The following is a 17,945-nucleotide window of genomic DNA, read 5'->3' as shown; positions in this document are numbered from 1 at the left end:
AGCAGATATTCAACGACGTTTTCATGCCGATTGATGCGATAGCAGAGCGCGGCGTATTGCCGGCCGAACTCACCGCTAGAGGCATTGGCAACAACGCCAGTCGACTGTTCCATCGATTGCTACTCGGCTCCCATCGAATCGCCAAGGGACTTAATATGAGTTTAGCCTAAGAAATGACACCGGCAAAGGTTGTGACTTTTATCGAATTGCAATCGACGCAGCCAGCCGGACGTCCTGCGACGGCCCAAGTCGGCATCGCAGTATTATTTTCCTGTGTCAGGCATGCCCGATGGCTATTTTGCAGCCGAAGCCTTGTGATCGGCCAACGTCTTCGCCGCCAATGAAGCAGCATAGAGATTGAGGCGTGAATAAATGCCAAAGGATGACCCATCATCCAGGAAGCCGCCGCCCGGACCTTCCGTGTCCGTGAGGATTTGGTTGGCCTCGTCCAGGGTCAGCGAGGGAAATGCCGCAGTCAGCAGATTGCCAGCTTCCGGCGCCATTTTGCCGACGTCTTCGGTGACGCCGAAGTTGTTGGGATAGACCACCGGAAGGCCATACGTCTGCGTCACATCGTAGGCAGCCTGGTTCATCGCCGGATTGCCGAACCGGCCTGTGTCGTCCTTGGCGCAGGCGGCGATATCGGCGCCGCAATTCGCCTTTAGCACCGTGATCAGGTCGGCGCGTGCTGCCGAAAGCGCGGCTGGATAGTCCTTGATAACAGCTGCACCCTTGAGGGTCTGCCCGACATAGGCAGGATCATTTGCGAGTAGATGCGCCAAATCATAAGTCGCAAGCGTGCGCCCGCCGAGAACATCCATTGCGTAATGGGCACCCACGATGATGCGATCGTTGCCGTACTCTGATGCCCTCGTGATCATTTCCGGATAGCGCTCGGGCACGAGCACCGCCAACAATATCGAACCCATATAGCCGTACGTCGTATGGCCACTGGGGAAGGATGGGCTGTCGATCAAGTTCATGACCGGTCCCCGGTTATAAACTGTGTTATTCGCCGGTGCGCCGAAGTAGTCGCGGCCGATGATCGGAAGGATTTGCGGCTCCGTCTGAAACGGCCTTGAATCACCATAGGCGTCGGCACCCGTAGTGCCAGCTGGTCGACCGTAGTTCACACCGAACACGTCCGAGCCTCCGCCGTTCTGCTTCAGGATGTCGGCCGCTTCTGCTGAGACCGGCGTCTTTCCATCCGTCGTCGCATTGGCGAAAAAATATTTGCCCGAGTTGGAATCCGATCCCGTGGTCGAATTGGTGTAGGCAATGAGATCGGCCAATGCCTGCGATATGCTCGTGAAATGTTCGCGATCCTGATAGTGAGCCCGTGCGGCGTAGGCGCTCCCCAGGGTCGTCCCCAGACCGTCGGCGAGTTCGGCAAGATTGCCATCGGTGATGAACGCGTCCCTCAAAGCCTGCTGCTGTTGTTCGGCGAAGGGAAGTAACGTCGGCTGCCGGATGTCCCCGGTTTGAATGCCACCGGTCACTGTATAGTTGGACGATAATGCTGCTCTTCCACTCTGGGATTTTCCGAGCACCGACAACGGCGACAGCCCTTTCAAGACCGCGAGGTTGGTTGCTGTTTGTGCTTCCGCTGAACCGATAAAGGCAGCGCTTAGCCAAAGCGTGATCGCAGTACGTGTCAGCCGTTTCATATTTTCTCCCCTTCCCCAGTTGCTTCAATTATCAAAGACGGATGGGCCGCCGAAACATCTTTGCTTCGTCCAAACGCGCTATCGCGCTGACGAGAACTAGAGCGGCTGCGTTTCCGGGCGAGGTCCGTCGTAAATCTTGCCAAGTTTGCTGGCTGGGATCACTCCGGCCCGATCTGTTTCGGTTTCTCAACGGGTCTTCTCCAAGTCTGAATACCCCCAGCTAACGGCTACCTCGGAAAAGTCGCCTCATACATTCGCGAAGCCTGCGTCGCTCTTGAAAGGAATCGAACCTCAGGCCGATTTGTTATCGAAATCGTCGACGTTTCAGGACTGCTCGACTGAAGACTGAAGCGGAGTCCTCACGCGTTAGCGCCACAATGCCGATATCGGAACAGCGGACAAACGTTCCCCGAAAGGGATCACCTTATGATGGTCATACAAGACCATGCCTGAAACAAACCGTTCTCCGGATGCTTCGGCCAAAATTCGCAATCCCGAAAAATCGGAATTCGAGACGGATGCTGCCGCTTTTATCTCGATACCGACGATCCGCGCGCTTCTATCTTCGATGACGATATCGACTTCGTTCTGCTGCTTGTCACGAAAATGCGAAAACTCCAAGCGGGTTTGCCCCCCGCTGGCGAGTTTAAGAATCTCGCCAAAAACGAAAGTCTCCAGCAGCGCCCCGAACTGACCCCTGTCGCCGCGGAGGCGGTCGAGAGAGAGGTCGCGAAGGGATGCGAGAAGACCGGAATCGAGGAAATGTATTTTCGGTGTCTTCGTGAGACGTTTCAGTTTGTTGGAAAACCAAGGTTGCACGGTTCGAGCGAGGAACAGGCTCTCGAAGATGCCGACATATTTTTGCGTTGTGACGTGGTTCATCCCGATGGCCGCGCCAATTCCGGAATAGTTCACGAGCTGCCCCGAATGCTCTGCCAGAATGCGTAGCAGGCGCGGCATTTGAGCGATCTGCTCGATTTGCGCGACATCGCGAACGTCGCGTTGAACGATCGCCTGGATATAATCCTCATACCAGTCCTGTCTCCGGCTCAAGGTTTTGCGACCCAATGCCTCGGGATATCCACCGGCCAGAACCGCAGTCATAAGGTCGTCCCCGACGATTGGCTCTCCCGCCTTGGCTTCATTTTGAAAGGCGTCGCGTAGGAAGCTGCTACCGGCGGTTTTGATCTCGCTTTGCGCAAGTGGCAGCAATCGAACGACCTCCATGCGCCCTGCGAGCGAGTCTGCCACGCGTGGCAGCGTCATGAGATTGGCTGAACCGGTCAGGAGGAACCGCCCGGGGCGCTGATCGGTATCCACGCTTTCTTTGATGGCCAACAACAGTTCGGGAGCGCGCTGAATTTCATCGATGATGGCGCGATCCATACCTCTTACAAAGCCAACTGGATCCTGTCGCGCTGCGTCCAGGGTCGTCGCATTATCCAGCGTATAATACTCCATCCCCTCGTTGGCCATCTTCTTGGCCAACGTCGTTTTTCCTGATTGTCTGGGACCTACGATCAGTACGACTCGCGTGTCTGACATAGCGTCAGCAACGCGTTGCTCAACGAGCCTTGGATACAGCGCCACACCTTCATTCCTTTGATGACTGTTTGAAACTACAGAGGCGACCGATTGAAAGTCAAGGCGTGACCATTTGAAATCTACATCGCGGCTAATTGACATGGGAAGCCAAAAGTACCTGGCACGCCAGATTGCGGCATGAGGTAGGCGAGAGACCATGCAGGCGCTGCTGAACTTTTCGCTGGTTGGTCACCAGAGCGGACCTAGCTGATTTTCAATGGAGTGGGATCTGATCAGAAGCGAAGGAAAATTCGTGCCATATTTCCATCGCAGCGCCAAGCCTACGAGCTTTTAACCGATGGAAGGAATGCAAAGCTCTTGAACAGGTACGAACCTATGACCCGCAGTTTTAGAGGCTTAGGCGGCCCAAGGATTGATCACTTTCAATCCAGCGGCCTCAAATGGGCTCGTATCTCGCGTAGCAATCACGAGATGGTTCTCTGCTGCTGTCGCAGCAATGTATCCGTCAGCCTTCCCTGTCGCCCTTCCGGACAGTCGGCCGCCGGCCATCAGCTCCGCGTAAAATTGCGAGGTACTTACGTTAAAGGGCAGAATGCGTCCGTCAAAGTGCGGAAGAACTTCACCTTCAAGGCGATCGTGTAGAATTGTCTGGCGTTTCCCCAAGGGCATTGAGGCAATCGCGAAACGAAGTTCAGCAATTGAAATTGCGGAAATGAATAGCGTCTCAATAGCTTGCGCATCCAACCAGGTCAGCACGGCAGTATCAGGAGCCGGTTTCCACGGCTCGGATATCACATTAGTGTCGAGCAAGATCATTCGAAAGTCATCGGTTCAGCTGGTGTCGCTGTTGCTGCAACGCTTCAACATCGCTGTTTGATAACTCAGCATCACGACCGATGGCCGCGAGCAATGATCCGAGTTTCACGCGTCCAGATGGCCGTACAGCGGCTTCAAGAATGTCACGAATTTCCGCCTCGGTACTACGGCCGTGGTTAGCTGCTCTTGCGCGTAACGCCCGATGCGTTTCCTCAGAAATGTTTCGAATGGTGACCGCTGCCATTAATACAATCCAATCTACTCGCTTACCGTGATATCGATATAGTGAAAATGATATCATTCTTCAAGTCGTGCGACGAGGACGGAGGGTGCCCCTGTAACCGCGTTTCCTCGACAGACGTCAATTCGCGATAAGCACCCTCGCCAGGAAGCCGAACTTTTACCCTCGCAATTTTTGGATTGTCCATGGGTCATCCTCGTACGCCGTGGTAGAGGTGAACGCGGAACGAGATTGCTGATTCATCGCAGGCGCGAATTTTCTGTGCGCCTTCTGAAGCCCAGTCCGTCGCCTTAATTTTAGCGCGCAGAATCTCGGCGCTCCACCGACTCAAGGCCGAAAGGGCCTCGCCGCCCGTTCAAGAAGAATCTTGTGGACGCGAGAAAGGCACGTCAATCACAAATGCTTCATATCAGCTCATCGTAAATCGCAAAGCGAATCGACGAGTAGCGGAGTATCTAGGATTTGCCCTCATGCTGATGGCTCTCAGTAAGCCCGTCTGTTCCTACCCCCGGCCAGGCGGGCTTTCTTTCTTCAGCGTTCTTGAAAAAACCTGATCAGAACCCTTTTCGACATAGTGCTGATGATTGCTATCGCTATCGTCAGGGTCTTCGGTCTCGCTTGGGCTACGATCGAAATTGCCAAGGCTCTCCGCTGGATCGGCTAAGCCAGTTCGACTATCTCGATCAGACTTCGGTCCGATTGCCGGACGTGATGATTTCCGAAACTATATCGTCTCTGGCTATCGCAAGGGGTGGCAAGACTGGGGTCGCTGCCTCGGGTATTGAGTTGTGTCGGCGACCCTTGCTCTATTTATTTTGGAACTTCGACGACCGCATCCCGTTTATTAGAAGGTTCTACTTCAGTAGATGTCTGCATCACCTGCCCCGCTTCGGCGGGGCATTTTTCGGCGCCGTGGCCGGGATACCAAGACCACGGCGGCAGGTGATGGCGGCTACGGCCTGACGTCATGTCAGGTTGAATTGACCTTTCGGAACTGTCTACAGCTGTATCCGAGGCTAGTCATCACTCTCAATAACGGATTGCTCCAAACTTTCCCAAAACGTCCATGCTGCCACACCAAACAAAGCTATAAGTATCCAAATGTGGAATCGTCAGGACCATGTTCAGCGTCATCCCTTATCGCGCCGGTTATTGGAGCCTCGCATACCCGCTGCTCGACGAAGGGTATAGACGAGCTCTTCCATCCGACCGTCATCTGGAAAAGCTGGCCCCTCCGCGATAGGCAATCGCATTTCAGCGTCGTTTGCCGTTACCTGTCATCGAAATCGAGTGCGGACTATGCTCCACTGTTTGCGCGCGGCATGGATTGAGGATCGACAGCGATTCAGACCTTCAATTTGATCACCATCACTCGCAGGGCGGATAGGGATAGTAGCCGCAGCGGTAGCCCCTGTTGTAGTAGCCCGACCAGTAGGGATGCGCGATCGCGGCGCCGACAGCCACTCCGGCCGCCACCGGTGCGCCGGCATACCAGGCGCCGTGATAGACCGGCGCATGCCAGTAGTTTCCACCGTGCCATGCATATGTATTTCCCGTCCGGTCGTTGTGGTACACGGCCGTATCTCCGACGCGCCCATAGCTCCCGGCGAAGTCCCCGCGGTTGCGATCGAAGTCTCCTCCGCCGAAATCGTGTCCGCCGCCTCCGAAACCACCCCCACCGAAGCCGCCGCCGCGGTCGATGAAGAGCGCTGCGGGTCCGCTTGAACCGCTAAGGCTCCCCTCCAGGACAGAAACATCGAATGTCAGGTTGCCGCCTTCGAGCTTGGGCGCCTTGAGCACCACCACCGCATCCTCTATCTTCGAACCGTCTCCACCACGGATATGGTCGCGTTGGGAGGATCGTTGATGAAGTTGTCCTTGTCCTTGTCCCACTGCCTGATGAACTGCTCGGTCGTGACATGACCTGCGGACCGCACGGGGCGATCCGCGAAGACGATCGAGTTCGCCGAGACGCCGGTCATGGTGAGCTTGTCATTCTGCAGTGTCGCGCCCGCAGAATTGAGAACGAAGAGCGAAGGGACTGGTGCCGTCGGCGTCACTACACCGATCGTTTTCTGCAGCGGAACGTGCGGCTTCACACTCGCATCCTGCGCCAACGCGGCGCCGGCCGTGGAATAGAAGGTGCCGGCCAATAGGACGGCACAGACCAGATTTCGAGTAAGCATGGCTAGACTCCTTTTCTTTGGTTTAGCTTGGCGATGGCGCGCGAACCCCGAAGCTCGCGCAGCCGACCGATTCACTTCGAAGGAAAGATCTACTTCCAGTCGGCCTTCGTATCGACCACGGTCCACCCTGCGTTCGGTGCTGCATCGAGCCGAGATCAAAACTTTGTCATGTTCGCTGCGGGCGGGTTCGGCGCCTTTGCCAAGGTCGCTTTGTATTCCTCGACCGCCCCCAACAACGGACCGAGAACCCAATTGTACATCTCGCCAATATTGTGCTCCTCCTGCGGGTCCGACTCGATATTGAACACCTTTGGATAGCCGTTCATTGGCGCGGCGCTCGCTCCCACTCCGCCCATCAGCGTCGCGCCGCCTGCACCGCTACGGCCGGGCGCCACGTCGGCAAAATAGGCTCGGAATTGCTTCCAGCGGACCGCGACCAGATCGGCGCCGACGAAAGTCAGCAGATGGTCGCGCGCTCCGGTATTGTTCTTGCCAAGCAGCAGGTCGCTCTGGTCGACGCCGTCGACCGGACGGTCGTCGGGCACCTTGCCGCCCGCAAGATGCGCAAGGGTTGGGAAGAAATCCATGATGGAGAACATGGCGTATGAGGACCGAGGGCTGACCCGGTGCGGCCAGCGGATCATGGCGATGGTCCGGATCGCGCCTTCGCTCACATCGCCGAGCGCGCCACGATAGGGTCCGCTTGATCCGACGTCTGGCATGTCGCCGCCGAATGCGCGTGCTCCCGGCCCGTCAGGTCCGTTGTCAGAAGCCAGGATCACAATGGTGTCCTCGTCGAGGCCAAGCTCTTTCAACGAGTCAAGCAGCTTGCCGATAATCGCATCGCATTCCATCAGGGAATCGCCGAACTGGCCAATGCGGGATACTCCCTCGAAGGGTTTCGAGGGCAGATTTGGAAAATGCGTCCGGGAAATCGGCAGGTATAGAAAGAACGGCTTGCCTGCCGCCTTTTCGCGCTTCATGAAGTCGATGCCGTGATCCACCAGTTCCCAGTCGATTCCACGACGCACTTCCTCCGTGTATGGCTTCACCGGCCTAAGCGGCTCGCCCCGTCTTGCCTCGACGATTTGCGGTCCCTTGTCGATCGGGATATCGAGGGACTGTGTCTGACGGCCCTGGCGGATCATGCCGAACGCGTCCCATGTGTCGTTGGGAGGGATGCCATAGAACTCGTCAAAACCCTGGTTCTGCGGCTGACTGTAGGTTTGTCCTCCGAGGTGCCATTTGCCAAAGATCGCAGTGGCGTAGCCGGCGTCGTGCAGCATCTCGGCCATCGTGATTTCCTTCGCCGGCAGTGAAATGTCCGTGCCGGCAACCGCTACCAGCGACAATCCGGAGCGGACGGAGTAGCGCCCGGTCATCAAGGCGGCACGCGACGGCGTGCAGGACGGCTCGACCAGAAACTGTGTGAGCCTCAACCCTTCCGCGGCAAACTGATCGATGCGCGGAGTTGGCGCACCGCGTAGTTCGCCACCACCGTAGGCGCCCACGTCGCCATAACCGATGTTGTCAGCTAGGATGAGCAAGATATTCGGCGGTATTTGCTGAGCGGAGGCCGGCCCAACGAACAACGGAGGAGCGATCAGGCACGAGCCGATAGTCAGCACATCGCGTATCTGTCGCAACCGCCCAAGCCACCTCATCGTTGTCTCCTTGCCTGCCGCCGTCGATGGATCGGCGGCGGCGCGATCAAACTATCCGTTCGAGGGACCGAAGCCTGCTTGTGAACTTCGGAGCACCGTCACCAGCATGATCAAGCCGGCGCCATCAGGCGCCGGCCTTACTCGGCAATCGGGGGGCATTCCCGATCGAGCTGTCAGTCGCTCGCACCCGAATTCTTCATCTGCTTCACCTGCTCCATGACCTGCTCGAGGTTATAGCTGGCCGGGCTCTGCATCGGCGGATAGTCGATGTAGCTTGACAGCTCCTTCAGCCACAGCACCTGGCCGATCGGCAGCATGTTCCAGTCGTAGACATAGGCGGATGCGGGTGCAGCTATAGCGCCTCCGAGACCAAACAGGGTCTTTGCCTGGTCGCCGATCGCGGTTTCGAAGGGATCGCGCTTGATGTTGACGACCTGCGTCCAGTGGTAGGGAACTACGCCCGCAATGAAACCCGTCGGTGAATCGGAGACCATCGCAAAGTACATTTTCCAGTTCTTGTAGCGGACGGCCGACGGATCCTTGCCGGAGTAGTAGAAGAAGGTGTCGCGGTTCGACTTGGCTTGCTTGCCTTCGAGGTAGTCCCGTTGATCGACGCCATCGAGCGTCGTCTTGACGATGCCCGGATAGGCGCCTTTTTGGATCTGTTCCTTAAGTCCGTCTCCCTTGGGGCCGCCGGCGATGTCGACGAGTGTCGGCAGCCAGTCGAGCGAGGCGAAGATATCCGTCTTGATGGTTCCAGGTTCGATGTGGCCCGGCCAGCGAACGACCAGCGGTGCACGCATGCCGCCTTCCCACGTGGTCAGCTTGCCACCCTTGAAGGGCGTGGTGCCACCATCGGGGTAGGTGATCGTCTCGGCGCCGTTGTCCGTGGTGAAGACGATGATGGTGTTGTCGAGCTGACCCATCTCATCAAGCTTCTTCATTACGTAGCCGATGTTGTCGTCCATCTGCTTCATGCCGGCTTCGTTGACACCCCAGTCCTTGCCGCCAGGTTCCCCCACCATCGCCATGTACTTGTCCGGCAGCACGGTGGTGATATGCATGCGCGCCGGGTTGTACCAGACGAAGAACGGCTTTTGGGTCTTCTTGGGATCGTTGCGGTCGAGGAAGTCGATGACGTGGCTCGATATCTCCTCATCGACGCCCTTCGATCTTTCGAGCGTCAGCGGACCCTCGTCACGACAGGTCTGGTTTCCGGAACTGCCGTCGGAGGAGCTGCACGCGAGTATCGGACGCGGCGGCGTCAAGCATGTCGTCGTTTTCGGGTCGACGGCAGCCGGATCTTCACGCAGGCCGGGGATCGGGGTGTTCCTGCAAGGCGGGGCGATCGTCTGCTCGGTCGGCGTCTTGTTGATGTCCGGGAAGCTCACCCCCTGCATCGCATCGAGATGGTAGAGGTAGCCCCAGAACTCCTGGAAGCCGTGGGCTGTGGGCAGGGCGTCGGTGTGATCGCCCAGATGGTTCTTGCCGAACTCGCCGGTCGTATAGCCGAGATCGTAGAGGAACTTCGCCAGAGTCGGCGTTCCTGGTCGCAGGTAGGACGGACTGCCGGGCAGTTGCGGCGGAATCATACCGGTCCGCAGCGGGTGCATCCCGGTGAAGAAGGCGTTCCGACCGGCAGTGCAGCTCTGCTCGGCATAATAGTCGGTAAAGAGCGCCCCTTCCCTGCCGATGCGGTCGATGTTCGGAGTTTCACCGACCATCAGACCGCGATGATAGATGCCCGGCTGCATGTAGCCGATATCGTCTCCCATGATGAAAAGTATGTTGGGCTTCTGCTGTTCCTGGGCTTGAGCGGGCGCGTGACCGCCAATGACCAGCGCGCCGCCACATAACAGAGCGGCTGTTAGAAGATTCTGCTTTATACTCATTGGACTCTCCCTCCAGTGTCATGGTGTGCCCGGACCCAAGGGCCAGTGGCTCAGCTACAAACATGCAGGCGCAGCCCATCTGCGACGCATGCACTAGGCCTGCGTTCATCGGCAGAGCGGCTGAGCGGCGTCGGTCGCTCCCAATCGTTCACAGCCCGCGTTCGACGATAGAGGACGCAGCCTGTATCGAGTTTCGGCTATGGCGATCCCGTCGAGAGATCGAGCATGCGCACGATCTCGGTCTCGATCTCCGCCGCAAGATTGCGGAATTCCTCCGCCTTCGGTTCACTACCTGCGTCTTGCCAGTGTCGCATGGCACGAAGCGCATCCTCGTAGTCTTCGCATAGCGCCCGAAAATCGGCGTTCCGGGTGAACAGTCTGCGTATCGATAGTTCCCGATGGGGCCAACGAGCGACGAGGAGGTTTAGTCCTGACATGACGCTTGTCCTCTGATGGCGAGGTGCGCGGTAGAAGCCTTGCGCACAAGAGGTGTGGGAAGCAAGGTACGAACACGTTCGCATCTCGACTCCCAAGGGGCACGAACATGTTCGTACCTCGCACATTTCGAAGTGATCGCCCTCGCCCGCCGAGGTCGGCGGGCTATGCATTAGCTACTTCGAAATTTCGATACCAACGGACACGGAAAAGATGCATACTCCCCAGCGTTTCATCCTAACGGTAAGCAGATGTCGCACCGACAGGCCAAAGAGCGTGTCCTGCGGACCATCGAATGGGGGTCGTCGATGGCATCTACCCCAATCCAGTCTGGAAACGAGCAAGAAGCGCTGGCTGCCGGTCCGTCGCCGAGCGAACGTCGATTTCAAATGGAACGGATCTTGGCGAATCCGACGTTTCAGGCCAGCGCGCGCCGCCGCCTACTGCTGCGGTATCTCGTGGAGGAGACGTTGCACGGAAGGGCGGATCTCCTCAAGGGCTACACCATAGCGCTTGCCGTTTTCGATCGCGATCAGTCCTTTGATCCGCAGTCCGACCCGGTGGTTCGTCTGGAGGCCCGCCGTCTTCGGCGCGATCTCGACTGCTACTATGCCGGGGCGGGAAGCTGCGACCGGATCCGCATCTCCATCCCACGGGGCGGATATGCGTGTCAGTTTGAATGGACGGAGGGCGGCGCTGGATCGCATTCGGTTCATTCGACCACAGCGACCGACGCACCGGTTCTCGCGTCGCCTGCAAGGTTGGCGGAGCCGGATATTCACCCGACAGCCATACCGTTCGATCCTGCGGAAACCCGCGATGCCGGCTCGCAAAAATGGCAGCCCGGATGGCGGAATGCCGTGGTGGCGTTCGTCATCCTTCTCGCTTGTGTTGGTGCCGCTGCCTGGGTTTGGAGCAGGACCCATGGCCAAGGCCCCGATCCCGTGGCCCGCGGTCCGACGATGATCGTCCTGCCCTTCGAGGCGCTGAGTGCGGGGGAGGACGACCGTTTCCTTGCCTCCGGGCTGACACAGCAACTGATCACCAACCTCATGCGGTTCGATACCCTCAGGCTCTATTCGTTGCCCGCAAGCTTCGCTCAGGACGCAAATGCCGATCCGACAAATCTCGGCCGGCGACTTGCCGTGGCCTACGTCGTAAGGGGCAGCCTGCGTTCGAACAACGAGACGGTCAGGGTCGGTGCACAACTCATCGACGCAAGCAGCGGCCAGGTTCTGTGGAGCGAAACCTATGACCGCGCAATGACGGCCTCCGCGCTGCTCAACGTGCAGGACGAATTGGCGGGCCGAATTGCAACTCTCCTTGGACAACCCTACGGCGTCGTGAACAGCGACGCCGCCGACCGCCTCGTCGAGAACGCGTCCCCCAGCATGCCGAGTTATGCCTGCATGCTGCGCGCCTATGCATACAGGCGCACGTTCCAAACAGAACTCTACGGCCCCGTGCGAGCCTGTCTTCAAGAGGCGATCCAGCGCGATCCCGGCTATGCGTCCGGATGGGCCATGCTCGGGTGGATGCATCTCGACGCAGTTAGGTTCGAAATAGAGCCAAAGGAAAAGTTCGAGAGCGAGTTTGCGCAAGCCTTCACCGCTGCCAGGCGCGCCGTCGAACTCAATCCGAAGAGCGTTCTTGCACTGCAGGCTCTGTCGTCGATCAACTATTATTCCGGGAACTACGACGAGGCGGAACGCCTGCAGCGCCAGGCCCTGGCTCTCAATCCCAATGATCCCGACACGCTCGCCCAGCTCGGCTGGCGGCTTGCCGCCCGTGGCAACTGGCAGGAGGGTCTCCCCTATCTTCAACGTGCCATCGACCGGACCGTCAACCCTCCAGGATGGTATTTCGACCTGATTTCTGTTTATGCATACCTTCAAGGCGACTATCCTGCGGCTTTGGAGAGCGCCGAGCGATCGACAGCCGACGGCTCGGGCATGAGCTGGTCCTTCGTGGCCATCGCTGAGGGAGCATTGGGGAACAAGGAAGCCGCGCGGCAGGCGCTAGCAGAAATGGCGGCCCGTTCGCCGTCGCTCGCGCGCGACCCGGCGGCGGGGTACCGCCGCCACCAGCCAATCGAATCCATTGTCGACCGCCTTGTTGCAGGACTACGCAAGGCGGGTTGGTCGGCGCCCGCCACCCAGACCTCGGCCGATGCCAACCGGCCCTGAGAACATACTCACTGACGTGGGCACAATCATCGCGAGCACAAGTTATGCGTTACGATGAAGCAACGATTTACCTAGACTTTTATTAGTCTTCTGACAGATTGTGTCCTGGGGACCATGTCAGGCGAGGCGGGACCGTCTCCTCCCCTCGGGCGTTTTCATAGCGAGGACCTCAGGATGACATTGCTGACATCAGCCAATGCGAATGACGAAGGGACGGCTGGCCTCGTATGGGTACCGGGCCAAACCTTCACGATGGGGTCGAACGCGCACTATCCGGAAGAAGCCCCCGCCCATCCGGTCTCGGTCGACGGCTTCTGGATCGACGCGACGCCCGTGACCAACCGCCAGTTCGCGGCCTTCGTCAAGGCGACCGGACATGTCACCGTTGCGGAGCGGACGCCGGATGCTGCCGACTACCCCGGTGCAATTCCGACGATGCTCAGGGCCGGATCCCTTGTATTCACCCAACCGAAGGCGGTCGCCGGCCCCGACATCGGTCAATGGTGGTCGTTCAAGTTTGGAGCTAACTGGCGGCATCCTTATGGTGGTCGTAGCGACATTCGCGGCAAGCTCGACCATCCGGTTGTTCATGTCGCCTATAGCGACGCCTGCTCCTATGCGGAATGGGCGGGAAAGAGCTTGCCAACGGAGGCCGAATGGGAACTGGCCGCACGTGGTGGTCTGGAAAACGCCGAGTTTGCATGGGGTGACGAACTCAGCCCGGATGGAAAGCTCATGGCGAACACGTGGCAGGGCATCTTTCCTACGCAAAGCACCAAATCCGCCGGAGCGGACAGGACGTCGCCCGTCGGCGCCTTCCCTGCGAATGGATATGGCATCCTTGACATGATCGGCAACGTCTGGGAGTGGACGTCCGACTTCTGGTCGGCCGGCCATTCGGAACCTGCCGCCAATTCGTGCTGCATTCCTCAAAACCCGCGCGGTGGCGACCGAGAAGCGAGCTTCGATCCCCGGCAACCGGAAATCCGAATACCGCAGCGTGTCCTGAAGGGCGGATCGCATCTTTGTGCGCCGAACTACTGCCGACGCTATCGCCCGGCGGCGAGGCATGCCGAGCCGGAGGACACGTCGACCAGTCATGTGGGCTTCCGGTGCGTCAAGCATGCATGACTTCGCCGCTCCCGTCGAATTCATACCAGGTCCTGCGATACGGCATCGAACGGGGTCCAGATCAGGTAAGGCGCCGCTAGTCATGGCAGTGGAGTCAAGGATGCGGCGCATCGAGCCGAAGGGCGGGGAGCCTCAAAGGACAATTTAGCGAATTTCGACGCGGGCGGGCCGAGCTCGGGCTACTGACCGCATCGCGTGCGATGCCAATCAATTTGCACTGAAATGCCAGAGGGGAGAAGGCATGAGAGTTTCACCAACAGCGGCCGCCTTGGTCGCATCGACGTTGACTGTCTTTTCTTGGGGTCATTCCGCATTGGCGCAGGAGTCCAGCTCAGACCTTGCGAAAAAGTTGAGCAACCCCATTGCGTCGTTGATCAGCGTACCCTTCCAGTTCAACTACGACAGCGGTTACGGGCCCGCTGATGGCAACAGGGAAGTCTTGAACATCCAACCTGTGATCCCGTTCTCCTTGAACGAGGATTGGAACCTGATTTCCCGTACGATCACGCCTGTCATCTGGCAAAACGACATTGCGGGCGCATCGGGGCATCAGTTCGGGCTCGGCGACACTACGCAGAGTCTGTTCTTCTCCCCCAAGCAGCCCGGCTCCGGCGCCCTCATCTGGGGTGCAGGGCCGGCTTTCTTGTTGCCAACGGCGACCGATGAGTTGTTGGGAAGCGGCAAGTGGGGTGCCGGTCCAACGGCCGTTGCCCTGAAACAGCAGGGGCCTTGGACATATGGTATGCTCGCGAACCATATCTGGTCGTTTGCGGGCCAGCGCGACAGAGACGATGTAAGCGCCACATTTCTGCAGCCCTTTGTCTCCTATACCACGCCCGACGCCTGGACGTTTACGCTCAACACCGAGAGTACGTACGACTGGGAACACAATGACTGGTCGGTTCCTCTCAACCTTCAGGTTTCAAAGCTCGTGAAGTTTGGCAAGCAACCTGTAAGCCTCACTGCGGGAGCACGCTACTGGGCCCAGTCACCTGACAGCGGCCCCGATGGTTGGGGCGTCCGCGTGGCAGTCACGTTCCTGTTTCCGAAATAGGCGAAAATTCACCTCCAAAGGCTGCTCCGACTGTAGCCACGAGCGCGGGGCCGTGTCCTTCGGCTGGTCGTCCTTGCCGTGCACGAGGAGTGGGCGTGTCGTTGCTCGTGCTGGAGAGAGGCGTCGGCGGAACGAGACCGGCAAAGAATACGAGCCCACTACCCTCCCTCTTCCTGAAGCGACCGCGTCGAGGGCGACGATAGCCCCTTGGGACGCGACCTATTCATGACGATAGACAGCGCTTGCCCTATTTGCGGGCCCCCACCGAAAGACCCCAAGAACCAAGTCGGCCTTCGGTCATCCTCAACCCGTCCTCGTATTTTGAGGTGTCAAGGCCCGCTTGCTCGGCCTGAAGTAGATTGTCTTCGAGGTCAGCCTTCTTCACCTTACGGGCCAAGGGTGTTGAAACGGCTCGCTGGACAAAGGCACGTTCGTCTTCTCCCGATCGCTTTGTCAGGGCATCGACCGCTACAATGATCGCCTTTGGAAAGCCCTCTTCCTTGAGCCGGTCAAGCGCCCAACCTTTTCCCTTTTTCGACCACGTCATGGAGATAGGCCACGATCTTCTCCTCGTCTGTCAGGACAAGGTCGGCGACACGTCTGCAGTGATCGAAATACGGATTGCCCGCCTTGTCGAGTTGTCCGTCGTGGGCTTCCGCCGCGACGAGGATTGCGTGCTGAAGATGCCTCCCGTGGGAAAAACGTCGTCGCGACCCCAAGCGCGCTCAAGGCGAGAGCGGTCGGCCCGTTAACGCGTCCGCACCAACATTTCGTCGACTGCGGCCGTCCGCTCGCGGGTTCGTCCGCACCTTCTGCGGCGCTCCCTTTAATCGACGCATCCGGACGGGGCGCTTGATCGCTTGCACCCGCAACTTCCGACGGACCAGATAGACTGCGACGGAAGGCGGCCACATATGAGCCTTTGGGGATCGTGATGATCACAGGGTCGTTCCTGCCGGACATCAGATAGTAGCGCTCCAGCGCCCGCCTTATCCGTTCAGCGTCAAGGCGGACACATGGATCATTCTGCGCATCGAACGTCGAGTCTCGCCCGAACACCGACAGGGCGATCGTGAAGGCCTTCAGTCGGGTCGATCGGCCCTCAAGAGTCTCGTTGACGACATAGGAGAGAAAATCGACCGACCGCCGGGGGAGTTTGAAGTCGGGACTGCAGACGATGCGCGCCAGTTGGTGCTGCACCTCGCCGGACGTGAGCTCTTCCGTTGCGGTCGCTGCTATCAAACACCCGCCTCCCTCTCCAAGAGGCTGCCAAAAACCTCGGCATCGAGGAAGTACGTTACGGTAACGCAACCGTTTACGCTGATTTCAGGGAAGACGCGATCGCGGCACTTTCCGCAGGGGGTACACGTCCAATCGCAACAACATCCACGATAGCCCCACCCGGCCCTCACTCAGGATCATTGACGACAGTCTCTGGCAACGCGTGAAGATGCGACAGGAAAACCGTTGCACTGGCTAGGATTGAGCTGCATCCCTGCTGGACTTAAAGGGTTCAGTCCGCACATGTGCCAAGGATCGGCATCATCAGCCGCACATGAGCATCGATCCGCTCGAGAACCTTTGCCGGAACGACCTCGCGCTCCTGCAGCGACCACCAGAGCTCGTTCACGCGCTCGATCGTTTCGGTCACCGCCTTTAGAACCGCGGCTTCCGGAAGACGTGCGCGGTTGGCGAAGGCTTTCCATCGCTGCGCATTCATTGCCTTGAAGAGCCGCTCGCCTGCAAGCGACAGCGCCATGGCGTCCGCTGGGATGTAGGGGATCGTCGAGAGCACATCATAGACAGGCGCGAGTTGCGGTTTGTCGCCAGCTTGGCGATAGATCAACGACCAGTTCTTCAGGTGCATGTCGCCATTGCCGGTCAAGGCAGCCAGTGCCAGTCGGCGGACGAACTCGAGCGCGGCGTCTGACGAAACTGCAACGTTCAGTGCCGCAGCGATATCATGATAGGCGGCTCCTTCATATTTGCGAGAAGGATAGACGCCGAACACCTGCGCGAAATCCTCGATATGGATCCGCTCACCGCCAAGATTGCGATCGAAGCGTTTGACGAGCAGGACTTTTCCGTCCGACAGCGTCTCGAACTCTTTCGGGATACCCTCGAACTCCGACTGCTCGACAAGTTCTCGTTCTGGTACCTCCATGCCGACCGCTTCGGCCAAAGCGAGATTGGCATATTCGTTTTCCGACACTCCGGGAAATGAGGTCGACGGAAATTTGGCGATATACGAACCTTGCTCATCGCCAAGCGGTAGGGTCACCCCACCACCTTTCCCGGTGTTCTTGATGACCGAGAGCTTCATCTGAACGCCGGCCAGCGAAAACCGAGCCTTCGGTTTCGGAACAGGCGGATCGTTGAGACCAGCAACCGTTCCGTCGCTCGGCACGACGCGGACGGCACCCGGCAGATCTGACCCGAGTGCGACGAGCAGGTCGAAATCGTTGCCGGCGCGAACGGTACCGGCGTGGTGTTTTTCCATCGCCTCGCGCAGCTTGTCTTCGGGAAGCAGATTTGCGAAAAAAGCCGGCAAGGCCTTGGCAACAGGTTTTGGGTCCTTGCGCAAGCCGCCGGTGGCTGCGCGAAAAGACAGGCTGAGAACGGGAAAGCCGCCTGTTGTGCGATAGCTTTCCTCGAAGCTGAAGGCGTTGAAATCGCCGGGCGTCCGAACGATCGTGCCCACCTTCACGTCGTTCAGCATAACGTCAAGCGACGACATGAATCTCGGATCAGGAAAAGCCTTAGACACCAAGATCACCGTCCGGATGAGCGACAAATGCCGGGAAATCATCAAGATCGTCATGCGGCCGCAGCAACGCATCTACAGCAGGCACCATCGCCTGCGGCACGAGCATCAGTTCAAGCCCGAGAGCTCGGGCAATGTTGATCAGCGTCGTCGTGCGAGCCGCACTGCTTCCGGCCTCGATCTCACGATAGCGAGGACGCGATATGCCGGCGATGTCGGCGACTTGCTCCTGGGTCAATTGCCTGCCCTTACGAGTAGCCTTCAGCAGCTGTCCGATATCCAGCAGGGCATCTGACTGAGACTGTGCCATCATACCTCCCTGTCATTCTTCACTGGAATCGAGGAAGACCTACCAAAATCATCC

The 17,945-nt window shown here is 58.5% G+C and carries 11 protein-coding genes and 3 pseudogenes; 3 read left to right on the top strand and 11 right to left on the bottom strand.

Annotated features, from left to right (window positions below; all coding sequences use genetic code 11):
- Nucleotides 1-293: 293 nt before the first annotated feature.
- From EV561_RS26720 to EV561_RS26685, 8 genes and pseudogenes are all read right to left on the bottom strand, one after another.
- Entirely contained in the window at nucleotides 294-1,667 is a 1,374-nt protein-coding gene (locus EV561_RS26720; RefSeq protein WP_132526184.1) for a phosphatase PAP2 family protein, read from the bottom strand.
- 366 nt (nucleotides 1,668-2,033) lie between these two features.
- The gene (locus tag EV561_RS26715) at nucleotides 2,034-3,257 is read right to left on the bottom strand and encodes an ATP-binding protein (RefSeq protein ID WP_132526210.1); all 1,224 of its coding nucleotides are present in this window, start codon (nucleotides 3,255-3,257) and stop codon (nucleotides 2,034-2,036) included.
- Between the two features lie 351 nt (nucleotides 3,258-3,608).
- Nucleotides 3,609-4,028: a type II toxin-antitoxin system VapC family toxin gene (locus EV561_RS26710; RefSeq protein WP_132526182.1), complete on the bottom strand. Its 420-nt coding sequence runs from the start codon at nucleotides 4,026-4,028 to the stop codon at nucleotides 3,609-3,611.
- Nucleotides 4,025-4,272 (bottom strand): annotated as a pseudogene (locus tag EV561_RS26705) (plasmid stabilization protein). The gene EV561_RS26710 and the pseudogene EV561_RS26705 overlap by 4 nt, the downstream one beginning before the upstream one ends.
- A 1,365-nt stretch (nucleotides 4,273-5,637) precedes the next feature.
- Nucleotides 5,638-6,455 (bottom strand): annotated as a pseudogene (locus tag EV561_RS26700) (hypothetical protein).
- Between the two features lie 155 nt (nucleotides 6,456-6,610).
- The gene (locus EV561_RS26695; RefSeq protein WP_245512947.1) at nucleotides 6,611-8,119 is read right to left on the bottom strand and encodes an arylsulfatase; all 1,509 of its coding nucleotides are present in this window, start codon (nucleotides 8,117-8,119) and stop codon (nucleotides 6,611-6,613) included.
- Between the two features lie 173 nt (nucleotides 8,120-8,292).
- Nucleotides 8,293-10,011 (bottom strand): arylsulfatase, encoded by a 1,719-nt coding sequence (locus EV561_RS26690; RefSeq protein ID WP_132526180.1) that lies wholly within the window; start codon nucleotides 10,009-10,011, stop codon nucleotides 8,293-8,295.
- A gap of 197 nt (nucleotides 10,012-10,208) precedes the next feature.
- A complete protein-coding gene (locus EV561_RS26685; protein WP_132526179.1) occupies nucleotides 10,209-10,448 on the bottom strand; it encodes a hypothetical protein in 240 nt (79 codons plus the stop codon).
- A 399-nt stretch (nucleotides 10,449-10,847) separates the two neighbouring features.
- Between EV561_RS26685 and EV561_RS26680 the strand changes: the two genes are divergently transcribed.
- The 3 genes from EV561_RS26680 to EV561_RS26670 all read left to right on the top strand — a co-directional run bounded on the left by EV561_RS26680 (nucleotide 10,848) and on the right by EV561_RS26670 (nucleotide 14,817).
- Nucleotides 10,848-12,632 carry a tetratricopeptide repeat protein gene (locus EV561_RS26680; protein ID WP_165927922.1) on the top strand — a complete coding sequence of 595 codons (1,785 nt, stop codon included), beginning with the start codon at nucleotides 10,848-10,850 and terminating at the stop codon, nucleotides 12,630-12,632.
- A 174-nt stretch (nucleotides 12,633-12,806) separates the two neighbouring features.
- Nucleotides 12,807-13,763, top strand: a complete 957-nt coding sequence (locus EV561_RS26675; RefSeq protein ID WP_132526177.1) for a formylglycine-generating enzyme family protein — start codon at nucleotides 12,807-12,809, stop codon at nucleotides 13,761-13,763.
- A gap of 241 nt (nucleotides 13,764-14,004) precedes the next feature.
- The gene (locus EV561_RS26670; RefSeq protein ID WP_132526175.1) at nucleotides 14,005-14,817 is read left to right on the top strand and encodes a transporter; all 813 of its coding nucleotides are present in this window, start codon (nucleotides 14,005-14,007) and stop codon (nucleotides 14,815-14,817) included.
- 247 nt (nucleotides 14,818-15,064) lie between these two features.
- Here the strand turns inward: EV561_RS26670 and EV561_RS26665 are convergent.
- The 3 genes and pseudogenes from EV561_RS26665 to EV561_RS26655 form a co-directional block, all read right to left on the bottom strand.
- Nucleotides 15,065-15,536, bottom strand: a pseudogene (locus tag EV561_RS26665) (metal-dependent phosphohydrolase).
- Between the two features lie 794 nt (nucleotides 15,537-16,330).
- Complete coding sequence (locus EV561_RS26660; protein ID WP_165927921.1) at nucleotides 16,331-17,554, bottom strand: HipA domain-containing protein; 1,224 nt, start codon at nucleotides 17,552-17,554, stop codon at nucleotides 16,331-16,333.
- Nucleotides 17,555-17,576: 22 nt separating this feature from the next.
- Entirely contained in the window at nucleotides 17,577-17,891 is a 315-nt protein-coding gene (locus EV561_RS26655) for a helix-turn-helix domain-containing protein (protein WP_132526171.1), read from the bottom strand.
- Between the last annotated feature and the right edge of the window lie 54 nt (nucleotides 17,892-17,945).

The sequence above is a fragment of the Rhizobium sp. BK376 genome (assembly GCF_004341625.1).
GTDB lineage: Bacteria > Pseudomonadota > Alphaproteobacteria > Rhizobiales > Rhizobiaceae > Rhizobium.
The sequence above is the reverse complement of the archived record's forward strand: the minus strand, read 5'-3'. Positions and strand labels throughout refer to the sequence as shown.

What these genes read in the sequence shown, in the direction of transcription:
- EV561_RS26720 (WP_132526184.1), bottom strand. Translation starts at nt 1,667, where the DNA reads ATGAAACGGCTGACACGTACTGCGATCACGCTTTGGCTAAGCGCTGCC.
- EV561_RS26710 (WP_132526182.1), bottom strand. Translation starts at nt 4,028, where the DNA reads ATGATCTTGCTCGACACTAATGTGATATCCGAGCCGTGGAAACCGGCT.
- EV561_RS26695 (WP_245512947.1), bottom strand. Translation starts at nt 8,119, where the DNA reads ATGAGGTGGCTTGGGCGGTTGCGACAGATACGCGATGTGCTGACTATC.
- EV561_RS26690 (WP_132526180.1), bottom strand. Translation starts at nt 10,011, where the DNA reads ATGAGTATAAAGCAGAATCTTCTAACAGCCGCTCTGTTATGTGGCGGC.
- EV561_RS26685 (WP_132526179.1), bottom strand. Translation starts at nt 10,448, where the DNA reads ATGTCAGGACTAAACCTCCTCGTCGCTCGTTGGCCCCATCGGGAACTA.
- EV561_RS26675 (WP_132526177.1), top strand. Translation starts at nt 12,807, where the DNA reads ATGACATTGCTGACATCAGCCAATGCGAATGACGAAGGGACGGCTGGC.
- EV561_RS26670 (WP_132526175.1), top strand. Translation starts at nt 14,005, where the DNA reads ATGAGAGTTTCACCAACAGCGGCCGCCTTGGTCGCATCGACGTTGACT.
- EV561_RS26660 (WP_165927921.1), bottom strand. Translation starts at nt 17,554, where the DNA reads ATGTCGTCGCTTGACGTTATGCTGAACGACGTGAAGGTGGGCACGATC.
- EV561_RS26655 (WP_132526171.1), bottom strand. Translation starts at nt 17,891, where the DNA reads ATGGCACAGTCTCAGTCAGATGCCCTGCTGGATATCGGACAGCTGCTG.